Below are 20464 nucleotides of genomic sequence, written 5' to 3' on the forward strand. Positions count from 1 at the left end.
ACGATCTGCCGAAGCTGGTCCGTTCCTTGGCGTAATCGCGTGCGACTTCAAACGCAGCGCGGGCCATGCCAATCGCTTGTGCAGCGATGCCAACCCGTCCGCCTTCGAGGTTGGCCAAAGCAATCTTATAGCCTTCACCCTCGGCTCCCAGGCGCTGATCAACCGGGACTTTGACGTCTTGGAAGAGAATCTCGCACGTATCAGAGGCGTGCTGACCCAGCTTTTCCTCAACCTTGGCGACGGTGTAACCGGGTGAGTCAGTAGGCACGATAAACGCTGTGATGCCGCGCTTGCCGGCGGCGGGATCGGTCACGGCGAATACGATCACCACACCGGCGTTTTTCCCGGACGTAATGAACTGTTTACTACCGTTGAGTACGTAATGATCGCCGTGCAGCTGCGCTCGCGTGCGCAGGTTGCTGGCATCAGAGCCGGCTTGGGCCTCGGTCAAGGCAAAGGCGCCGAGCATCTCGCCGCTGGCCAATGGCTGGAGAAAGCGTTGCTTCTGTTGGTCGGTGCCGAACCTTAGGATAGGCACGCAACCCACCGAGTTGTGCACGCTCATGATGGTGGAGCAGGCGCCATCGCCTGCGGCGATTTCTTCCAGGGCCATGGCGTAAGCGAGGTAGCCGGTGTCACAACCACCCCATTGCTCGGGAACGAGCATGCCGAAAAAGCCCAGCTCGGCCATCTCATTAATGGCCTGGCGCGGAAACGCGTGATCGCGGTCCCATTGCGCCGCGAACGGCCGGAGTCGCTCCTGGGAAAACTGCCGGGCGGCGTCGCTAATCTGTTGTTGTTCTTCTGTGGGGAGCATGACCGTTTCCTTGATTAACGCTTCAGTACAGGCATTCAACCGCAACGGCAGTCGCTTCACCGCCGCCAATGCACACCGCCGCAACGCCTCGCTTTAGACCGCTTTGGCGCAATGCGGACAACAGCGTGACCAGAATCCTTGCGCCTGAAGCACCAATCGGATGGCCGAGTGCACAGGCACCGCCGTGAATATTCAGTTTGCTGTGGGGGATGTCCAGCGTGCTCATGGTGACCAGCGCCACCACGGCGAACGCTTCGTTGACTTCAAACAGGTCGACGTCTTCCAGCGACCACTCGACCTTGCTCATCAGCTTTTTGATCGCGCCGATGGGGGCTGTCGGAAACAACCCAGGTTCGTCTGCAAAGGCTGCGTGACCATGTATCACCGCCAACGGCACGAGCCCGCGGCGCTCGGCTTCGGATCGACGCATCAGCAGGAGTGCCGCAGCGCCATCGGAGATTGAGCTGGAGTTGGCCGCCGTCACAGTCCCTCCGTCGCGAAACGCTGGCTTCAGGGTCGGAATTTTCTCAAGACGGGCTTTTGGCGGTTGTTCGTCATTGCTGATCAACCGCTGCTCTTTGCCGACCGTCACCTGCAGCGGAACAATTTCGGCGGCGAAACGGCCATTGCTGATGGCCTGCTGGGCGCGCGTCAGAGACTCCACGGTATAGGCATCTTGCGCTTGCCGACTAATCCCGTTGGCCTCGGCGCAATCTTCTGCGTAAGTGCCCATCAAGCGGCCCTTATCGTAGGCGTCTTCGAGGCCGTCGAGAAACATGTGATCAATAACTCGACCGTGGCCCATCCGATAGCCGCTACGGGCTCGGTCCAATAGATACGGCGCGTTGGACATGCTTTCCATCCCGCCCGACACCGCCACCCGCGCGCTGCCGGCGAGTAACAGGTCATGGGCAAAGATCGTCGCCTGCATGCCGGACCCACACATTTTGTTCACCGTGGTGCACAGGGTCGACGTGTTCAACCCAGCACCCAATGCCGCTTGCCGAGCGGGCGCTTGACCCAGCCCCGCTGACAGCACACAACCGAACACTACTTCGTCGATATCCTGCGCAGCGACACCTGCACGCTCCACGGCGGCACGAATTGCTGCCGCGCCCAGTTGCGGCGCGGTCAAGCTGCTCAGTTCACCCTGAAAACCACCCATTGGGGTACGCACGGCACTGACGATGACAATTGGATCTTGAATAGACATGGTTGCGGTCCTCTTCTTTACTCAGGCAGCTAGACGGCCAGTTACTTGGCGGCCATACGCAAGGCGCCATCGAGACGGATCACCTCGCCGTTGAGCATGCTGTTTTCAATGATATGCCTGACCAGTGCAGCGTACTCTTGTGGCTTGCCCAAACGGTGTGGGAACGGCACGCCAGCGGCCAACGACTCACGCACTTGCTCGGTCATGCCGGCCATCATTGGCGTTTCGAAGATGCCGGGGGCGATGGTCATCACCCGTATGCCAAACCGCGCCAGTTCACGTGCTGCGGGCAAGGTCATGCTGACAATCGCGCCCTTGGATGCGGCGTAGGCCGCCTGGCCGATTTGACCGTCATAGGCCGCTACCGAGGCGGTATTGATGATAACGCCACGCTCACCGCCTTCACCCGCTTCGGTTTCAGCGATGGCGGCTGCGGCCAGGCGCAGGAGGTTGAAGCTGCCGATCAGGTTGATGTTGATCACTCGGCTGAAGCTGTCCAAGGCGTGCGGGCCGTTTTTGCCGAGAATCTTCTCGGCCCCAACCACGCCCGCGCAGTTCACTAGGCCGTGCAGTGCGCCGAAGGCCGATACAGCGGCATCGACAGCGGCCTGAGCGGCAGACTCTTGACTAACATCCGCCACCGCATAACGCGCAAGTGGGCCAAGCTTTTGCGCCTCGGCGGCCACTGCCGGCTCGTTTATATCCACCAACATGACCTTTGCGCCTGCGCTTACCAGCATCTGCGCAGTGGCCGCACCCAGACCTGAAGCGCCGCCGCTGACCAGAAAAACCTTGCCTTCGATTTGCATGAAAATACCTTTTTTTCGTTATTTTTAATAAGGAGCTGGAATAACGAAATAGTCGGCTTCTGATCAAGCGCGGGCAATGGTCAAAGCGTTCAAGTTGGATGACTGGTTTGGCCAATGGTAATGCGCACCTCCGACGATATCCGGCACATCAGACAGACCGAGGTGCGGCCTTCGCGAACAAGTTCGCTCCCACCAAATCTCTGAAATGCCCCAATTTCTGCGCCATGCCGAGAACCTTGACCGAACTTGTTCGGGAAGCAGACGCAGCGGTGTACCAGACAGACGGCAGCGTTGCCTTCGTTACATTCATGCCCCTATTATCAAGCTCCGGTAGTGCCCCGGATTGGACCCTGACCATTTACGGAAGGCTTTGTAGAATGAGCTGGTATCGGCAAACCCCAATCGGGCGGCGATGTCGGCGAAGCTGATGTCGGGGTCGGCCAACCAGATGATCGCCAGCTCTTTGCGCACGCTGTCTTTGAGGACTTGGTAGGTTTGGCCTTCGTCGGCCAAACGCCGACGCAGGGTCGAGGCCGACATGTGCCAGGCTTTTGCCAGCGCCTCGGTCTCTGGCCAACGCTGCGCTGGAAGCGTTCGCAATTGGTTTTTGATACGTCGGGCCAAGCTGTCCGGGTCGCGGTACTTCACCAGAATATTGCCCGGCGCTCGGCTGAGGAAACGGTTCAACTCCTCGGCGCTGCGCTTGATCGGCAGGTCCAGGTAATCAGCGGCAAAGATCATCCGGGTGCGTGGCCGGTCGAAGCGCAGATTATCCGAAAACATCACGCTGTAGTCTTCGCAAAAGTCCGGCTTGGCACAGCGCAGCTCTACGGCCAGTATCGGGATTCGCCGTCCAGCCAACCAACACGCCACGCCGTGGACAATCATCCAATAGGTGAAATACGTGAATGCTCGACGGGGAAGCTCATCGCGCTCTTCCAGGACTATTTCGGCCAAGGTGTGTTGACGGATTACACTCGCCTGCATGCTTTCAAGCATCAGCGACAAGAAGCTCAACCCCGACTCAAGCCCGGCCGACACCGTTAATTGCGCCATGGACGAGCGGCACAGAAACGCCAAACTTCCCGAGCGCAACTTCCGTGGGTCCATGCCGAAAAATTCATCGTCCAGCCGACGTGCCAATAGCCGCCACAAGCGCGCATAGGCCGTGGCCGGAACCCGCGCGTCGGCTTGGGCCATGAACTGTGGCGCAATCCCCACCTTGCTTAACACCTCATCGGTAGCCACGCCTGGTGCGCAGCATTGCAACAGCGCTTCGCGCACCATTTGCATAGAGATCGTGTCTTTTTCCGCCATGAGAGAGGGTTGCCCTGCTGCGCGCATCTTCTGATTGTTTGAAATACAGGCGGCCATCTTAGGACGCGAGGGGTAAAAAGCCAGTCCCGCTGCAGGAAACGAACCTCTGCTCTCTATGAGGGTCGCACAAGGGACCCGCTACGCTTAAAAGGCCGGGTTCAACGACCTGGCCATTTATTCTGCTCAATGGAGCGACACCGATGCCGCTACGCCTGATCCGCGCCCTTCTGACTTCACTTTTAATCGTAGCCCTGAGTGCCTGCGCACTGCTGCCTAACCACGACCCGCTGAACATCAACGTGGTAGGCGTCGAACCGCTGCCAGGTCAAGGAATGGAGGTACGCTTTGCTGTGAAACTACGTCTTCAGAATCCCAACGAGACCGCTATCACCTATTCCGGGGTCGCCCTGGACCTAGACGTCAACGGCAAGCTGCTGGCGTCCGGGGTCAGCGACCAAAGCGGCACCATCGGACGCTTCTCCGAGGCAGTGCTGGTGGTACCGGTGACAGTTTCAGCATTCGCAGCACTGCGCCAGGCAGTGGGCCTGAGCCAAAGTGAAGGCATCGATAGCATGCCCTACGTGCTGCATGGCAAGCTGGCGGGTGGTGTGTTTGGCACCATGCGCTTCAGTGACAGCGGCACCCTAAGCCTGCCACGTGCCGACGGCAGTTGGTGATGCTGAATCACTTTACTTGGTCGCTGCGACCAGACGATTCACTTCGCTGCGCACCATGTTGGCGTATTCCGGCGGGGACATGAGGTCCAGCTCCGAACGTACCCATTCAGACCATTTGCCTTTGCGCTTGGAACGCTCGCCCATCAGCCGGGCAGCATCGCTTTTAGCTTTGCCCAAATTGCTCTGCCAAAGGTCAAACAATCGGGATTTTTCATCTTCAAGCGCTGCGCGCTCGGCGATAGGCCGGTTGGCCAGGTTAAAGCTCATAGGAAATCACCTGTGCTGAAAACGACTGTATCTTACACTGCCATAAGAACTTTCCGAGGTGACATTGTTCGCCGACTTGGCTCACGAAAGCAAAAAACCCTGCAACTTTTCCGCTCGCCGGGGCTCCATTGCTCACTGTCGTAATTAACTGAAAGGAAGAAATCATGGCCCGTAAAACCGCCGCTCAAAACGCTGCAGATCAGATCAAGGACCAAGCATTCAGTGAGTTGCAGGCGCTGATCGAAGAATCAGACAAGTTGCTCAACGACAGCGCCGCGCTGGTGGGTGACGATGCGGCATCGCTGCGTGATCAGTTGAGCAAAAAGCTCAAACTGGCGTTGGATTCAGTGTCCAGCGTTCGCGAACGTACCAAGCCGGCTGTCGATGCGACAGAAACCTACATCGGCGGCCACCCATGGCAGACCGTTGCGGTGTCTGCCGGATTTGGCCTGGTGATCGGCCTGCTGCTGGGTCGTCGCTCGTAAGTCATTCGCTAAGGCGGTGTGCTGGCCACACCGCCTGGCTGAGCCATGAATGAGCCAATTGGCATTGCTCAGGCTGGATGCTGAGGCACCAATGTTTGCAGCTGACGGGCAAAAAGGTCAGCGGTGAACGATTGAGCGGCCTGCTCTTTCGTTCCGATACGGCGCGCCATCTGCCACTCGCCACCTTCGGTTGCAAGCGTGAGCGAGATTAGCTCCTGAGCGTTCATGCTCAGACCGGTCACCGAAATCGAAATCAAGCCCTTGGCGCCCATCGCATCGGGTATGAAAGCCACCTGGCGCGCAGCAAACGACAACGTCAGGCGCTGCGTGCGGAACGGTGAGTTCTCGTCCGGATAGCCCTTGCCTTGCGCCTGATGCGGCTCGTATTCAAACAGAATCTGCCCACTGCTTTTCAGCGGTGCCATCCAGCCTTCTATCTGATTGTACAGGCTGAGAATACTCGATTCCCAACGCGCCAGATCAGTATGGAACTGCTGATGTTTATGCTCTTCGTTGCGTTGATTGGCGCTCAGCAACTCGCCCAACCGTTGTACTTCGTCCATAAATCGCTCCGCAGTCGCTTGCTTAATAAGGCATAAGGCGCAGGTGATAACACACCTATCCATACGTGTCGTGCTGCAACTGAATTTGTCAGACTAATGAGCGCCGCTCGATGACACGCTTAGAGCACGTGATCGACCACCGAAGACTGGTAACTCATCTTCAGCGCGAGTTGCGCTTTTTTTTCTTCTGCCGCGGCCTTGGTATTGAAAGGGCCGAGTAACACCCGCTCTTTACCGTCGCGCACGGCGACAAAAGAAGGGAAACCGTGTTCGATCAGCCTGTCAGTCAAGTCACTGACGGCCTTGGGGTCGTCAACCAAAACGTCCCACTGGGGCGTAGAGACCTGCGCCACAGCAGGCGCTTGCACCTTAGCAGGCTTGTCTGCAGCGCCCTCGCCACAACCCGCCAACATCAAAACCGCAACCGCCATGAGCAATGCGCGCACAATCTTTCCCTCGCGTGTGAAGTGGCGGGAGTTTACCACTCCCGGGGCCACACCATGTGCGATCGGAACAGCGGCTTGTACTTGGGTGATTAAGCAGCGCAATAAGCTGCAGGGCAGTCATCGGATGGCGACGATCGGTGCAGTTGTGCACTGCACCGATACCGTTTAGATGGCTTTTTCGGCGAGCGGTGTAGTTTTTGTATCACTGATAACCGACTCCAACGTGTTGTCGTTCATCGCTTGAAGCGCCCGTTTGGCCTTGGCCAGATCGAAAGAACCATCCCACTTGGCAATCGCGATGGTGCCGATGCCATTGCCGATCAGATTGGTCACCGCACGCGCTTCATTGAGGAAGCGGTCAACGCCCAACAACAGCACCAAGCCAACTAACGGAATGGCGTGTATCACCGATAGCGTCGCCGCCAGGGTGACGAACCCTGCACCTGCTACACCCGCCGACCCTTTAGAGGTCAGTAACAAGACGCCGAGCACCACCATCTGATCCATCAGGCTTAACGGGGTGTTGGTGGCTTGCGCGACGAAAATCGCAGCCATGGTCAGATAGATGCAGGTGCCGTCAGAGTTGAAGGTGTAACCGGTGGGCAGAACCAGACCAACGACTGACTTTTCACAGCCCAGGGCTTCCAGCTTGACCATCATGCGCGGCAACACGGCCTCGGTAGAACAGGTGCCCAGCGTTACCAGGATCTCGTCTTTGAAGTAACGCAAAAACTGCAACAGCGGTAAACCTGACCAGCGCGCCACGGTGCCGAGGATAACCACGATGAAGATCAGCGTGGTGACGTATAGGGCGATCAACAATTGGCCCAACGACAGCAGCGTGCCGATCCCGTACTTGCCGATGGTGAACGCCATGCCCGCACCCGCGCCCAACGGCGCTAGACGCATAACCATCGCGACGATGCGGAACAGGCACTGCAGCAGCATGTCGATGACCGATACCAGCGGCTTACCGGTTTCGCCCAGTTGCACCAAGGCGACGCCCATCAGTACCGACACCAGGATCACCTGAAGCATCGCGCCTTTGGCGAACGCATCAAATAAGGTCGACGGGATGATGTTAAGAAAGAACTCAATGATGCCGCCTTGCGCAGCTGCAGCCTGGGTATAGCTGGTGATAGCGCTGCCGTTGATGGTACTGATGTCGACGTTCATACCAACGCCAGGCTTGAGCACATTGACCACCACCAGACCGATGATCAAGGCCAGTGTCGACAAGACTTCAAAGTAGATCAGCGCTTTAGCGCCAATACGTCCTACTTCTTTAACGCTGCCCATTTTGGCGATACCGACCACGACTGTGCCGAAAATAATCGGCGCCAAGAGCATTTTGATCAGTTTGATGAAGCCATCGGCCAGGGGTTGCAGCTTGGCGCCGATGTCAGGAACAAAGAAGCCGATAGCGCCACCAATCACGATGCCTATCAGCACTTGGATGTAAAGTTGGCCGTACCAGCGGGTAGGAGCAGTATCCACGGGGGTGTACCTCACTATTATAGTTATATGAGGAAGCATCGAGCCTTCCGGGAAAGCAGTGCGGCTCGCCCCTGAAGGCAGGTTCGAGCCGCAAACATCAGGAGCGTGGCGCTATCAGGCGCGTTCGCCCAACTCACGCATCACTTCGTACAGCGCAGCTTTGGCCTCGAAACCCACACCCGGGATATCTGGCAGACCTACGTAACCGTTTTCGACGCGAATACCGTCGGCGAAACCACCGAATGGCTGGAACACATCAGGGTAGGACTCGTTACCGCCCAAGTGCAGGCCGGCGGCGATGTTCAGTGACATCTGGTGGCCACCATGAGGTACGACGCGACGCGACGACCAACCCATCTCTTCCATGACTTCCAGGGTGCGCAGGTATTCCACCAGGCCGTAGGACAGTGCGCAGTCGAATTGCAGGAAGTCGCGGTCTGGACGCATGCCGCCGTGACGCAGCAAGTTCCGTGCGTCTTGGTGGGAGAACAGGTTTTCACCGGTGGCCATTGGCAAGTCGTAATGATTCGCCAGCTCGGCTTGCAAGGCGTAATCCAGCGGATCGCCCGCCTCTTCGTACCAGAACAGGTTGTACGGTTTGATCGCTTCGGCGTAGGCCACGGCGGTTTTCAAGTCGAAACGGCCGTTGGCATCGACGGCCAGGCGCTTGCCATCACCGACCACTTCCAGCACGGCTTCGATGCGGCGCAGGTCTTCGTCCAGCGACACGGCACCAATTTTCATTTTTACCACGTCATATCCGCGGTCCAGGTAGCTGCGCATTTCCGCCTGCAGCTTGGTCTGGTCTTTGCCGGGGTAGTAATAGCCGCCCGCCGCATACACCCAGACTTTTTCATCGGCCACGCCGCCGCGATAACGGTCAGCCAGCACGCGGTACAACGGTTTGCCTTCGATTTTGGCTACCGCGTCCCACACCGCCATGTCGATGGTACCAACGGCGACCGAGCGCTCACCATGGCCGCCCGGTTTCTCATTGGTCATCAGGGCTTTCCAGATGGCAAACGGGTCAAGGTTGTTGTGTTCTTTGTCGATCAGGCTTTCAGGGTCAGCTTCGAGCACACGAGCCAGAAAACGGTCACGCATCAGCGCGCCTTGCCCGTAACGACCATTGGAGTTGAAACCATAACCGATTACGGGCTTGCCATCGCGGATGACATCCGTCACCACCGCGACGACCGAGCAGGTCATTTTTGAAAAGTCGATGTAGGCGTTGGCAATAGGGGATGCGATGGAAACCGTCTTCTCGCGAATGTCCACGATACGCATGGGGTGAGTCCTCTCTTAGTGATTATGTTCAAGCAGGTCGCCACTCTAGAACTGGACGTTAAGGCGCGGCCAATGCTAAAAACACCGCACTTCATGCAGGAACGGCATTGCGATGGAACTGGTGTGGCTGGAAGATTTCAACGCGCTCGCGGACAGTGGGAATTTTTCCCGAGCTGCGGAGTTGCGACACGTGACACAACCGGCGTTTAGCCGGCGAATTCGCGCGCTGGAAAACTGGGTCGGAGTCGATTTGTTTGAGCGCACCACCCAAGGCGCGGCCTTGACCGAGGCTGGCAAACATATGCTGGCCAGTGCCCAGGAAATGACTCGGCGCCTGTATCAGATGCGTCTGGATGCGCGGGAAGTAGCGGGAAAACAAGTGCGCACCTTGCACTTCGCCGCTACCCATTCGCTGTCGTTTACCTTCTTTCCCGGCTGGATAAGGGGCATTGAGCGCGGCGCCCCGATAGAAGCCATTCGCCTGCTGTCGGACAGCATGATGGTCTGCGAGCAGATGCTGCTGCATGGCGAAGCGCAGTTTTTGTTATGCCATCAGCACCCCGACGTTCCGCCACGCTTTGCCGCCGATCAGTTTCATTCCAAGGCGGTAGGCAGTGATGTGCTGATTCCGCTGCGAGCCCGCGACGTTGCAATTTTCAGTGAAGACAATGGCCCGCTGGAGCATTTGGCCTATACCGCTGAGTCTGGTTTGGGTCGAATTGTCGGCGCACGGTTACAGGGTGAGCAGTCTCCACCTTGGTTGAACACCGTCTTTAGCTCGCACTTGGCGGCGGTGTTGTTGTCCATGGCATTGCAAGGTAAAGGCATTGCCTGGTTACCGCGCACATTAGCTGAGCCAGAGATCGCCAACGGCAAGCTGGTGCGGGCCCTGGATGAGCGCTGGGATATTCCCGTGGAAATTCGACTGTTCCGGCCGAACGCCGCATTAAGCGATTTCGCTGAGGATTTTTGGGCGAGGCTTTAGAGCGTCTGAGTGGCTACTTTTTTCACTGACTGGAGTCATCAATGACCGCTGCGCCCTTCTCTCCTTTCCAACCGTTGGCCGATACCTTGTTGACTCAAGCGGGCCAAAGCCAGTCAGACGGTTCCCATGACATTTCTCACCTGTATCGTGTTTGGGCTAACGTGCGGGCGATCCATCGTGACGAAGGCGGCGACCTTGAAGTGTTGTTGGCAGCGACCTTGCTGCACGACTGCGTGTCGGTTGAGAAGAACTCGCCATTAAGGTCCAGCGCCTCTCGATTGGCGGCCGAAAAAGCATCCTCTTTATTGAAAGGGTTGGATTGGCCGCAAGACAGAATCGATGCCGTGGCACATGCCGTGGAAGCCCATAGTTTCTCGGCGGCTATTACTCCGACTACGCTGGAGGCGAAAGTCGTCCAGGACGCCGACCGCCTGGACGCCATCGGCATGCTCGGCGTGGCCCGCTGTTTTTACACCGCTGGGCGTATGGGCAGCGCCATGTACGACGCGACCGACCCCGCCGCCCAGCATCGCGAACTGGATGAAAAGAGTTTTGCTCTCGATCATTTCCATACCAAGTTGTTGCACTTGGCTGATGGATTTCAGACCAAGGCAGGCGCGCGGATTGCCGGGGTGAGGCATGCGCGGTTGAAGCGTTTTCTGGATGAGTTTATGGATGAGACTGGGGCTGATTGATTGGCGAGACGTTAATCCAGATACGCCGCGTCGCTCGCATCGCCAACAGTTTGGCCCCTACAGATGAAGAGTCTGTCTATCTTGGTGGTGGCCGTACTAGCAAAAAAACGCGGCCACTCAGGGCCGCGTTATTTGATTGCATCAGCACTTAATACTGCTGGCCCGGAATCCATGTAGTACCGGCCAATGGCACACGGGCCATGGCGGCGGCTTCGACGGTCAACGCCACCAAATCCTCGGGATCAAGGTTGTGCAAGTGCGATTTGCCGCATGCACGGGCCATGGTCTGCGCTTCCAAAACAAGTACGCGCAAGTAGTTGGCCAAGTGACGACCGCCTTCCACGGGATCAAGACGTTTGGACAACTCCGGATCTTGAGTGGTGATCCCCGCCGGGTCGCGACCGTTCTGCCAGTCGTCATAGAAACCCGCTGCGGAACCCAACTTCTTCAGTTCTTCGTCGAGACGTGGGTGGTTATCGCCCAGGGCAATCAGCGCCGCAGTGCCGATGGCTACTGCATCCGCACCCAACGCCATGGCTTTAGCCACGTCAGCACCGTTACGAATACCGCCTGATACGATCAGTTGAACCTTGCGGTGCATGCCCATTTCCTGCAACGCCTGAACGGCTTGTGGAATAGCACACAGGATCGGCAGGCCCACATGCTCGATGAACACTTCCTGAGTCGCAGCGGTACCGCCTTGCATACCGTCGAGGACGATGACATCGGCACCGGCTTTAACCGCCAGCTTGACGTCGTAGTACGGACGGCTAGCCCCGATTTTGACGTAGATCGGTTTTTCCCAATCGGTGATTTCACGGATCTCGGCAATCTTGATCGCCAAATCGTCCGGCCCGGTCCAGTCCGGGTGACGGCAGGCGCTGCGCTGATCGACACCGACCGGAAGCGTACGCATGCCCGCCACGCGCTCGGTCACTTTCATGCCCAACAACATGCCGCCACCGCCCGGTTTGGCGCCCTGCCCCAATACGATTTCAATCGCGTCGGCTTTGCGCAGGTCATCCGGGTTCATGCCGTAGCGCGACGGCAAGTACTGATAGACCAGATGCTCGGACTGGCCGCGCTCTTCCGGGGTCATGCCGCCATCACCGGTAGTGGTGCTGGTGCCGGCGATGGTTGCGCCACGGCCCAAGGCCTCTTTGGCATTGGCCGATAACGCACCAAAGCTCATGCCAGCGATGGTCACTGGAATCTTCAGGTGCAACGGCTTTTTCGCGAAACGGTTGCCGAGGATAACGTCGGTGCCGCACTTTTCGCGGTAGCCTTCCAGCGGGTAGCGGGAGACGCTGGCGCCCAACAGCAACAAGTCATCGAAATGCGGCAGCTTGCGCTTGGTGCCGCCGCCGCGAATGTCGTAAATACCCGTTTCAGCAGCGCGCTGAATTTCTTGAATAGTCAGGCGGTCGAAGGTCGCGGATTCGCGCAGGACCGGAGTAGGTTTGTCGCTCATGGAAAAACTCCTTAATACGCGGAAGCGTTATCGACTTTGAAGTTGTACAGCTGACGGGCCGAGCCATAGCGCTTGAAAGCTTTCGGGTCGGCGGCAAAGCCTGCTTGATCCAGAAGCTCTTTCAGTTCACTCAGGTGCTCATCACGCATTTCTTTCTCGATGCAGTCCGAACCCAACGACTGCACGCTGCCTTGCACGTAGATCCGCGTTTCGTACAGTGAATCCCCCAATGCGTCGCCGGCATCACCGCACACCACTAAACGCCCGGCCTGCCCCATGAAGCAGCTCATGTGGCCAATGCTGCCGCCGACCACGATATCGATGCCTTTCATGGAGATTCCGCAGCGGGCGCCTGCATCGCCTTCGATCACCAACAATCCGCCGTGGGCAGTGGCGCCGGCGGCTTGGGAGGCGCTGCCTTTGACCCGCACGGAACCGGACATCATGTTTTCCGCCACACCGGTGCCGACGTTGCCATGCACCGTGATGTGGGCTTTTTTGTTCATGCCCGCGCAGTAATAACCGGCATGGCCCTGAATATCGATGAACAACGCTTGGTCGACGCCCACCGCAATGTTATGCGCGCCGTTGGAGTGGGTGACCACCCATTCGGCCTCGGTCAATTGTTTGGCCTGGTCGTGCAACCCCTGGTTGAGCTCGCGTACTGCACTGACAGATAAATCGATAGCTTTCATACGGTGCTCCTCAGGCGCTTTGGCGTTCCCAGATGTACATGGTGGAAGGTGCTGGTTCCCAGACCTTGGCGTTTTCGATGCCTGGCAGGCTCGACAGCGCCTGATATTCGGAAGCCATGGCCACGTAGTCATCGGTCTCGGCCAAAATCGCCGGTTTGCACGCAATCGGATCACGGATCACCGCGAAACCATTACGGGTGCCGATGGCGAAGGTGAAAAAGCCGTCGAGGTTTTCCAGCGAATTATCCAGGGCTTGTTTCAGCGAGTCGCCTTGCTGCAGGCGCCAGGCCAGGTAACCGGCGGCGACTTCGGTGTCGTTTTCAGTCTGAAACTCAATGCCTTCGCGTTTCAGTTCCTGACGCAGACGGAAGTGGTTGGACAGCGATCCGTTATGCACCAGGCACAAGTCGGCTCCGGTGGAGAACGGGTGGCTGCCTTCCATGGTCACCGCGCTTTCAGTGGCCATGCGGGTGTGGCCAATGATGTGGCTGCCCTTCATGCCCTTGAGGTTGAAACGTTCAGAAATGGCTTTCGGCAAGCCCATGCCTTTGAGAATCTCGATGCTCTGACCGGCGCTCATGATCCGCACGCCCGGCGCGAGTTCGGCCAGCGCGGTGCGCAGATCAGACTCTTTAGCCGTGGTTTTCAATACAACAGCGCTGGCATTCTGAAACCAGTCAAGCGGCTGACCCACTCGGCTTTCCAGCGCACTCATCAACGCCTTAAAATCAAAACCATCCACGGTGCTTTGCAGGGTCAGCTTGACTGAACCATCGGCCACTTCATCGCCGTAGATGGCAAACCCGGCACTGTCTGGACCACGGTCGGTCATGGCCAGCAACATCGGTTCAAACAGCTTGCCGAGCTGGGATTCCAGCGCCGGATTTTTCAGGTACAGACCTACGATTCCGCACATACATTTCTCCTACTGGGCAGCCCCTCCCTCATTCAGAACGGGTCGATACAAATCGATGGTGATCAGTTCGGCTTAGAAAAACTCGGTGTAGCGCTTGATCTCCCAATCGGAGACATGGCGGCTGTACTCGACCCATTCCATGCGTTTGAGCTCAATAAATTCGCTGACGATTTCCTTACCCATGGTGTCGCGGAACAATGGGTCAGCTTCCAGCGCGTCACAGGCTTCTTTAAGGCTCTGCGGCAAGGTTGCGATGCCGCGTGCGGCGATCTCTTCCATGCTCATGCCGTACAAGTTTTCGTTGCACGGCGCACCGGCTTCGAGCTTGCGGTCAATGCCATCGAGCCCAGCGGCGATGATCGCGGCGCTGACCAGGTAAGGGTTGCAGCCAGCATCTGGCAGGCGGAATTCGAGGCGGCCATACGGCACGCGAACCATTGCCGAGCGGTTGTTGGAGCCATAGGCAACAAACGCCGGCGCCCAGGTCGAACCGGACAGAGAGCGGCCAACCACCAACCGTTTGTAGGAGTTAACCGTCGGTGCAGCAAACGCACACAGCGCCGGACCGTGAGCCAGCAAGCCTGCGGCGAAGTGGTAAGCCATTTTCGACAGGCCCATGCCGCTCGGGTCGCTGGCGTCGTGGAACAGGTTTTTGTTGATGGCGTCGGCAATCGACAAGTGGAAGTGCATGCCATTGCCCGCACGTTTCGGGTCCGGCTTGGGCATGAACGAGCAGATCATGCCGAGGTCGTTGGCAACTTCGCCTGCCGCCATGCGAAAGAAGGTGAAACGGTCAGCGGACGTCAGCGCGTCGCTGTAGGTGTAATTGATCTCGAATTGGCCGTTAGCGTCTTCGTGGTCGATTTGGTAGATATCAAAGTCGACTTTCTGCAGCGCTTCGGTGAGGTTTTCGAGAAACTGCCGGGAGCGCGACAGGCCCTTATAGTCGTAGCAAGGCTTGTCGAGATTATCGCTGGCGTCGACCAGTTGCAGCTTGCCTTCGGCATCACGGCGCATCAGGTTGAATTCAGGTTCCAAGCCGGTATTGAGGGTCCAGCCGCGGGCCTTCAGGCGTTCTACCTGCTGCATCAGCACAAAGCGCGAATCGTATGGGTGGGGTTCATTATTGACGTGACCGACACACACAATACGACCGTAGCCTGGCTGCCAGGGCACGGCGGTTAACGTGCTCAAATCGCCCTTGGCCATGAAGTCTGGACCGTGGGGTTCCATGCCCATGCCACAGATGGCAAAACCTGCGAACCCGGCGCCACTGTCGATCACAGTTTGCAAGCCGGAAATCGGTACTGACTTGGTTTTAGCCGATCCGTGGATATCCACGAACTGAGCCAGTACATATTTGATTTTGTGCTCATCGATGATTCGTTGTGTTTCTGGTGGCAACATCACGTGGACTCCTCGAGCAAGGCAAAACAACGGGATATGATTCGAGGTCGGCAGCGCTCTTTAACAATTGCTCAGGTGTAGAATCCATCCTGAGCGAGATCTTAAGCCGAACCATATATTCATATCAAGAAAGTTAATTTCCTTTTGAGAATGCAAATGCCTTGCCAGATTTGGTTTTAAAATATCCTGCCCATGCGCCAAAGCCTCTAAAACATTGGGCTTCAAAGGATTTTTTGATCAAAAAGGTGTCACTTGGAGAAAACTTGGGACATGCTGTGGGCGTCCAGGCACTTGATTTCGCGGACAGAATTGACGGCACCTCGCACATTCATGGTGCGAATTTTATATTCATGAACGGAAATGAAGCATGAGCAGAGTGATTTCCACCGAGGCTGAGCCACGCTTGAGGCTTGAGCAGTACCTGGGCATGCAGATCAAGCGGCAACGTCAATTGCAAGAATTGAAAATCGCTGATGTCGCGCAGTTGGCGGGCATCAGTCAGGGCATGCTCAGCAAGATCGAAAACGCCCAGGTGTCTACTAGCCTCGACACCCTAAGCCGCCTGTGCGACGCCCTCGGCATGCCCATGTCGAAACTGTTCAGCCAGTACGACCAGCAAGGCAGTGGCGCGTTGCATGTTCGTAAAGGTGAAGGGATGCAGGTGGTGCGTCGCGGCACAGAGAAGGGCCACACCTATCACCTGCTCAACCATACCCGTGGCCCGAAAAAGACCTTCGAGGCGTATATGGTGACCATGGACGACGCCAGCGAAGAATTCCCGACGTTCTCCCATCCCGGCACCGAGTTTCTGCATCTTCTGAAAGGCGAGATTGTTTACCGCCATGGCAATCAGCTTTATCACATGAAAGCTGGGGATAGCCTGACCTTCGACGGCGAAGTACCGCACGGTCCTGAGCAATTGGTGAAGGTGCCGATTCACCTGCTGTCGATCATGAATTATGGGGAAGAGACGTAATACTCACCTGACTTGTTGGCTTTTGATAATTATTAGGCGTGCTATAGTGCGGCTTAAGTTACTTTAGCTATGCCAAAAGGCTGTTTATGAAGCGATTCTTCCCCCTTGAATGTGCCGAAAGCCTTTATAGAATAGGGCTTATGGTCAAAAGTAAGCGCCTACAGTCCAAGCTGCGACAGAAAGATCTTGCCCTATCACTGTCAATTTCCGAGCAGACCGTTCGCAAAATCGAAGGGGGCGATCCCATTGTCGAACTCCGCTCCTTCATGTTGGTGCTCTGGCATCTTGGGCTTACCCAAGCGGTATTTCAGAATTTGACCGACGTTGAATCGTCGTCGCAACTTCAAGCCAACGATCCCCACGGATCCCAGCGGGTTCGCCTTATCAAACCAAAGAGTGATGAATTCTGATGTCCAGGGCGTACATCTACATGGAGCACCCTGAAACCGCCGAAATCATTACGTTAGGCCGGCTGATCGTGGTCAATGGGAAAGGAGAGTTCACCTACGATCCTGACTACGTTGCCAACGGTGGGTGGGTACCGGACCCTATTCGTTATCCACTACGCAGCGAGACATTCGGTCCTATCAGTAAAAACAAAGGAATTCCCGGCTTTATCCATGACTCGATGCCAGACGGCTGGGGTGAACGGGTCCTCAAGGACATCCATCGGCAAAAATTGGGGCCGATTGATTTTCTGCTGAAATCACCGAACAACGATCGAGCAGGTAACCTGATGGCGGGTCATACCCGTCATCCTCCGGCGGGTGTAGGCCAAGAACAGCTACCAACACTCAAAGGTCTCGCGCCGTTTATCCAGGCTACTGAGGCAATTTTCGACAATCAACTAAACGAAGAGGCTATTCAGACCTTAAAGCTGCGTCGTCAGCGGTCCTCCCTCGGCGGCGCCCGCCCAAAGCGCACGCTCATTGACCAAGGCGTTATGATTCTGGTTAAGCCTCGTGATCGATATGATCAGTGCGATATCCCTGCTCTAGAGCACGCCTGCATGACGTTCGCCGCTGCCAAAGGCTTGAACGTTGCGCTTACGGCTTTGTATGCCGAGTCGCCCTCCACCTTATTGGTTCAGCGCTTTGATCGCAGTCAACCCGCTGATCACACCAAACGTATACCGATGTTAAGCGCCTTAACCTTACTCGACGCGGAATGGCACACCAATGACCGCAGCGCTTGGGCGTACGCAGCCGTGGCCGATGAAATGAAACGGCGCGCGGTACCGGAGAGAGACCTCCACGAATTTTTCAAACGGATGTGCTTCAACGCCTTGGTGGGCAACGATGACGACCATCCGAAGAACCACGCAGTCCTTTGGCTTAACGCCGGCTGGCGACTGGCACCTATGTACGACGTGGTGCCGGGACTTGACGGCTCGCCGCCGCCTGGTCTATCGATGGCCGTGGGCCGCCAAGGCCGCGTTATAAACCGCACCAACCTGTTGAGTCATTGCGGGCACTTTGCGTTAAACGCCGATCAAGCGGCAGTAATCCTGTCTGAAGTAATCGGCTGGGAAGCTGAGTTGCGAGCGCATTATGAACGCACCCTTAAGCCAACCGAATTGACAATCGCCCTCTCAGCCATCGGTTCAGCTCGAATGAATGCCTAGTCAGGAAACCGCTAAACTAACCCTACCGCCGATCCCCGCCCCCCTCCTCCTCGCAAAAAATCCAAAACAACGCTGGACGTGGTTTTTTATTTCACCTATAAAAAGCGCCACAGGAATATTTTATTCGTGATGGGAAATTTAATTCATCGCTGAATTTTAGTTCCACCCATGAACACCCAGCGCACATGTTTCCCGCGAGGACCCGTAATGAGCATCGATCCGGACCACTTCATTTTCAAGATCAGCTGTCCCGCTACGTCGGGCATTGTCGCAGCCGTGACTTCGTTCCTGGCGGATAACCGCTGCTACATCAGCGAGCTGGCGCAGTTCGATGACGAGGAAACCGGGCAGTTTTTCATGCGGGCGGTGTTTCGTTTCAACAGTGGGGTCGAGGGCGATATTGATGCCCTGCGCCTAGGCTTCAATGAAGTAGCCAACGGCTTGAACATGGACTGGCAACTGCACGCGGTGGCCAAGCCCATGCGTGTGCTGATCATGGTCAGTAAGTTCGATCACTGTCTGACTGACTTGCTGTATCGCCACCACAAGGGCGAGATGGACATGCAGATTACCGCCATTGTCTCCAACCACCTGGAGCTGCGGCACATGGCCGAGCGCGAAGGCATCCGGTTTATCTACTTGCCGGTCACCAAGGACACGAAAGCTCAGCAAGAAGCCGCACTGCTGAAGATCATCGATGAAACCGAGACAGAGCTGGTGGTGTTGGCGCGCTACATGCAGATTCTCTCCGATGACCTGTGCAAGCAGCTTTCCGGCCGCGCAATAAACATTCACCACTCGTTTCTCCCGGGCTTCAAAGGTGCCAAGCCGTACCATCAGGCGCACCAGCGCGGGGTGAAATTGATCGGGGCGACGGCGCATTACGTCACCTCAGACCTGGACGAAGGTCCGATCATTGAGCAGGAAGTGCAGCGCGTCGATCATGCCTACAAAGCCGACGATCTGGTGAGCATCGGCCGCGATACGGAAACGGTCGCGCTGTCGAAAGCGGTCAAATATCACCTGCAGCACCGGGTATTCATCAACCGCGAAAAGACGGTGATTTTCCGATGAACACTTCTGCCCGATTAGCGCGTGACATAGACGGCAAAGCCATCGCCGCGCAAGTGCTTAGTGAAGTTGCCGCTGACGTGCGCGAACTGGCGCAGCAAGGCGTTACCCCAACATTGGCCGTGGTGCTGGTGGGGGAAGACCCGGCCAGCCACGTCTATGTGCGCAATAAGATACTGCGCGCCAAAGAAGCCGGCATTCGTTCACTGGAGCGACGCTTGCCGGACACCACCAGCCAGGCGCAACTGCTGGCAGTGATCGCTGAACTGAACACCGACCCAAGCGTTAATGGCATCCTCGTGCAATTGCCGGTGCCTGCGCATATCGATGAAGGCGCGGTGATTCAGGCGATTGATCCGATCAAGGATGTCGACGGCTTTCACCGGGAAAACGTCGGCGGTTTGGTTCAAGGCCACGACGTACTGACGCCGTGTACGCCAAGCGGTTGTATGCGCTTGTTGCTCGACACGTGCGGCGACATCAGCGGGCTGCACGCGGTGGTGATCGGCCGCTCGAATATCGTTGGAAAACCCATGGCGACGTTGCTCCTGCACGCCCATTGCTCGGTCAGCGTGGTGCATTCGCGCAGCGTTGATGCAAAGGCCTTGTGTCGCCTGGCCGACATCGTTGTCGTCGCCGTTGGCAAGCCGCAGATGATCGATGCCGACTGGCTGAAACCGGGCGCAGTGGTGATTGATGTGGGCATCAACCGTATTGAAACCGATCAAGGCAGCCGCCTGGTCGGCGACGTCGATTACGCCAGTGCTCGCACCGTTGCCAGCGCCATCACCCCAGTACCGGGCGGGGTCGGGCCGATGACCATTGCCTATTTGCTGAAGAACACCGTGATTGCCACCCACTTACAACTCAAGCACGCCGCCCTTTCACTTCTTCCAACCTCAACCCAGGAGGCGTGATGCCATTCAATCTTTTGAAGTACGGTTTGTCCTCCGAATACACGGCTGAGATGGACCTGCCGCCGCCTAAAGAGCTGAAGTCGTCCTATGACGTGGTGATCATTGGCGGCGGCGGGCACGGCGTGGCCATTGCTTATTACCTGGCCAAGTACCACGGCATTACTAATGTGGCGGTGCTGGAAAAGTCCTACCTCGGCGGCGGTAACACCGCGCGTAATACCGCGGTGATCCGCTCCAACTACCTGACCAGTGAAGGCGTGAAGTTCTACAGCGAGTCGGTGAAGTTATTCAAAGACCTGTCCAACGAATTCGACTTCAACATCATGTAT

22 protein-coding genes are annotated in these 20464 nt (G+C 57.0%); 9 read left to right on the forward strand and 13 right to left on the reverse strand.

Annotated features, from left to right (window positions below):
- The 4 genes from M0974_RS22140 to M0974_RS22155 all read right to left on the reverse strand — a co-directional run.
- On the reverse strand, nucleotides 1–817 hold an 817-nt coding region (locus tag M0974_RS22140), incomplete at its 3' end, for an acyl-CoA dehydrogenase family protein (RefSeq protein ID WP_297841760.1).
- Between the two features lie 22 nt (nucleotides 818–839).
- Nucleotides 840–2030 carry an acetyl-CoA C-acyltransferase gene (locus tag M0974_RS22145; protein ID WP_297841763.1) on the reverse strand — a complete coding sequence of 397 codons (1191 nt, stop codon included), beginning with the start codon at nucleotides 2028–2030 and terminating at the stop codon, nucleotides 840–842.
- A 41-nt stretch (nucleotides 2031–2071) separates the two neighbouring features.
- The gene (locus M0974_RS22150) at nucleotides 2072–2839 is read right to left on the reverse strand and encodes an SDR family NAD(P)-dependent oxidoreductase (RefSeq protein ID WP_297841766.1); all 768 of its coding nucleotides are present in this window, start codon (nucleotides 2837–2839) and stop codon (nucleotides 2072–2074) included.
- Nucleotides 2840–3145: 306 nt separating this feature from the next.
- Entirely contained in the window at nucleotides 3146–4156 is a 1011-nt protein-coding gene (locus M0974_RS22155; protein ID WP_297841770.1) for an AraC family transcriptional regulator, read from the reverse strand.
- Between the two features lie 200 nt (nucleotides 4157–4356).
- Here M0974_RS22155 and M0974_RS22160 point away from each other — a divergent pair, with 200 nt between their 5' ends.
- On the forward strand, nucleotides 4357–4833 hold the full coding sequence (locus M0974_RS22160; protein ID WP_297841772.1) for an LEA type 2 family protein: 477 nt from the start codon (nucleotides 4357–4359) through the stop codon (nucleotides 4831–4833).
- 12 nt (nucleotides 4834–4845) lie between these two features.
- Here the strand turns inward: M0974_RS22160 and M0974_RS22165 are convergent, their stop codons facing one another.
- Entirely contained in the window at nucleotides 4846–5100 is a 255-nt protein-coding gene (locus tag M0974_RS22165; protein ID WP_297841775.1) for a hypothetical protein, read from the reverse strand.
- Nucleotides 5101–5264: 164 nt separating this feature from the next.
- Between M0974_RS22165 and M0974_RS22170 the strand changes: the two genes are divergently transcribed.
- Nucleotides 5265–5585 carry a YqjD family protein gene (locus tag M0974_RS22170; RefSeq protein WP_297841780.1) on the forward strand — a complete coding sequence of 107 codons (321 nt, stop codon included), beginning with the start codon at nucleotides 5265–5267 and terminating at the stop codon, nucleotides 5583–5585.
- 68 nt (nucleotides 5586–5653) lie between these two features.
- On the opposite strand, the gene M0974_RS22175 is transcribed toward M0974_RS22170, so the two are convergent.
- The 4 genes from M0974_RS22175 to M0974_RS22190 form a co-directional block, all read right to left on the reverse strand.
- Nucleotides 5654–6148 carry a hypothetical protein gene (locus tag M0974_RS22175; RefSeq protein WP_297841783.1) on the reverse strand — a complete coding sequence of 165 codons (495 nt, stop codon included), beginning with the start codon at nucleotides 6146–6148 and terminating at the stop codon, nucleotides 5654–5656.
- A gap of 119 nt (nucleotides 6149–6267) precedes the next feature.
- Complete coding sequence (locus tag M0974_RS22180; protein WP_297841786.1) at nucleotides 6268–6594, reverse strand: SPOR domain-containing protein; 327 nt, start codon at nucleotides 6592–6594, stop codon at nucleotides 6268–6270.
- A gap of 165 nt (nucleotides 6595–6759) precedes the next feature.
- Nucleotides 6760–8091 (reverse strand): C4-dicarboxylate transporter DctA, encoded by a 1332-nt coding sequence (gene dctA / locus M0974_RS22185; protein WP_297841789.1) that lies wholly within the window; start codon nucleotides 8089–8091, stop codon nucleotides 6760–6762.
- Between the two features lie 114 nt (nucleotides 8092–8205).
- Complete coding sequence (locus M0974_RS22190; protein WP_297841791.1) at nucleotides 8206–9378, reverse strand: mandelate racemase/muconate lactonizing enzyme family protein; 1173 nt, start codon at nucleotides 9376–9378, stop codon at nucleotides 8206–8208.
- A gap of 112 nt (nucleotides 9379–9490) precedes the next feature.
- Between M0974_RS22190 and M0974_RS22195 the strand changes: the two genes are divergently transcribed.
- Nucleotides 9491–10363, forward strand: a complete 873-nt coding sequence (locus M0974_RS22195) for a LysR family transcriptional regulator (RefSeq protein ID WP_297841794.1) — start codon at nucleotides 9491–9493, stop codon at nucleotides 10361–10363.
- Nucleotides 10364–10404: 41 nt separating this feature from the next.
- Entirely contained in the window at nucleotides 10405–11058 is a 654-nt protein-coding gene (locus tag M0974_RS22200; protein ID WP_297841797.1) for an HD domain-containing protein, read from the forward strand.
- 148 nt (nucleotides 11059–11206) lie between these two features.
- On the opposite strand, the gene M0974_RS22205 is transcribed toward M0974_RS22200, so the two are convergent.
- The 4 genes from M0974_RS22205 to glnT all read right to left on the reverse strand — a co-directional run bounded on the left by M0974_RS22205 (nucleotide 11207) and on the right by glnT (nucleotide 15547).
- Entirely contained in the window at nucleotides 11207–12529 is a 1323-nt protein-coding gene (locus tag M0974_RS22205; RefSeq protein WP_297841800.1) for an FMN-binding glutamate synthase family protein, read from the reverse strand.
- An 11-nt stretch (nucleotides 12530–12540) separates the two neighbouring features.
- Complete coding sequence (locus M0974_RS22210) at nucleotides 12541–13224, reverse strand: protein glxC (protein ID WP_297841803.1); 684 nt, start codon at nucleotides 13222–13224, stop codon at nucleotides 12541–12543.
- A 10-nt stretch (nucleotides 13225–13234) separates the two neighbouring features.
- On the reverse strand, nucleotides 13235–14140 hold the full coding sequence (locus M0974_RS22215) for a glutamine amidotransferase family protein (RefSeq protein ID WP_297841804.1): 906 nt from the start codon (nucleotides 14138–14140) through the stop codon (nucleotides 13235–13237).
- Nucleotides 14141–14212: 72 nt separating this feature from the next.
- Nucleotides 14213–15547: a type III glutamate--ammonia ligase gene (gene glnT / locus M0974_RS22220; RefSeq protein WP_297841816.1), complete on the reverse strand. Its 1335-nt coding sequence runs from the start codon at nucleotides 15545–15547 to the stop codon at nucleotides 14213–14215.
- 379 nt (nucleotides 15548–15926) lie between these two features.
- Between glnT and M0974_RS22225 the strand changes: the two genes are divergently transcribed.
- From M0974_RS22225 to M0974_RS22245, 5 genes are all read left to right on the forward strand, one after another.
- Nucleotides 15927–16523, forward strand: a complete 597-nt coding sequence (locus M0974_RS22225) for a helix-turn-helix domain-containing protein (protein WP_297841818.1) — start codon at nucleotides 15927–15929, stop codon at nucleotides 16521–16523.
- Between the two features lie 409 nt (nucleotides 16524–16932).
- Nucleotides 16933–18147, forward strand: coding sequence for a type II toxin-antitoxin system HipA family toxin (locus M0974_RS22230; RefSeq protein WP_297841806.1), 1215 nt, complete (start codon nucleotides 16933–16935; stop codon nucleotides 18145–18147).
- 207 nt (nucleotides 18148–18354) lie between these two features.
- Nucleotides 18355–19221 (forward strand): formyltetrahydrofolate deformylase, encoded by an 867-nt coding sequence (gene purU / locus M0974_RS22235; protein WP_297841808.1) that lies wholly within the window; start codon nucleotides 18355–18357, stop codon nucleotides 19219–19221.
- Complete coding sequence (gene folD, locus M0974_RS22240) at nucleotides 19218–20135, forward strand: bifunctional methylenetetrahydrofolate dehydrogenase/methenyltetrahydrofolate cyclohydrolase FolD (protein WP_297841810.1); 918 nt, start codon at nucleotides 19218–19220, stop codon at nucleotides 20133–20135. The genes purU and folD overlap by 4 nt, the downstream gene beginning before the upstream one ends.
- On the forward strand, nucleotides 20135–20464 hold a 330-nt coding region (locus tag M0974_RS22245; protein WP_297841813.1), incomplete at its 3' end, for an FAD-dependent oxidoreductase. The genes folD and M0974_RS22245, both read left to right, overlap by 1 nt.

The organism is Pseudomonas sp. (assembly GCF_026224925.1).
Lineage (GTDB): Bacteria > Pseudomonadota > Gammaproteobacteria > Pseudomonadales > Pseudomonadaceae > Aquipseudomonas.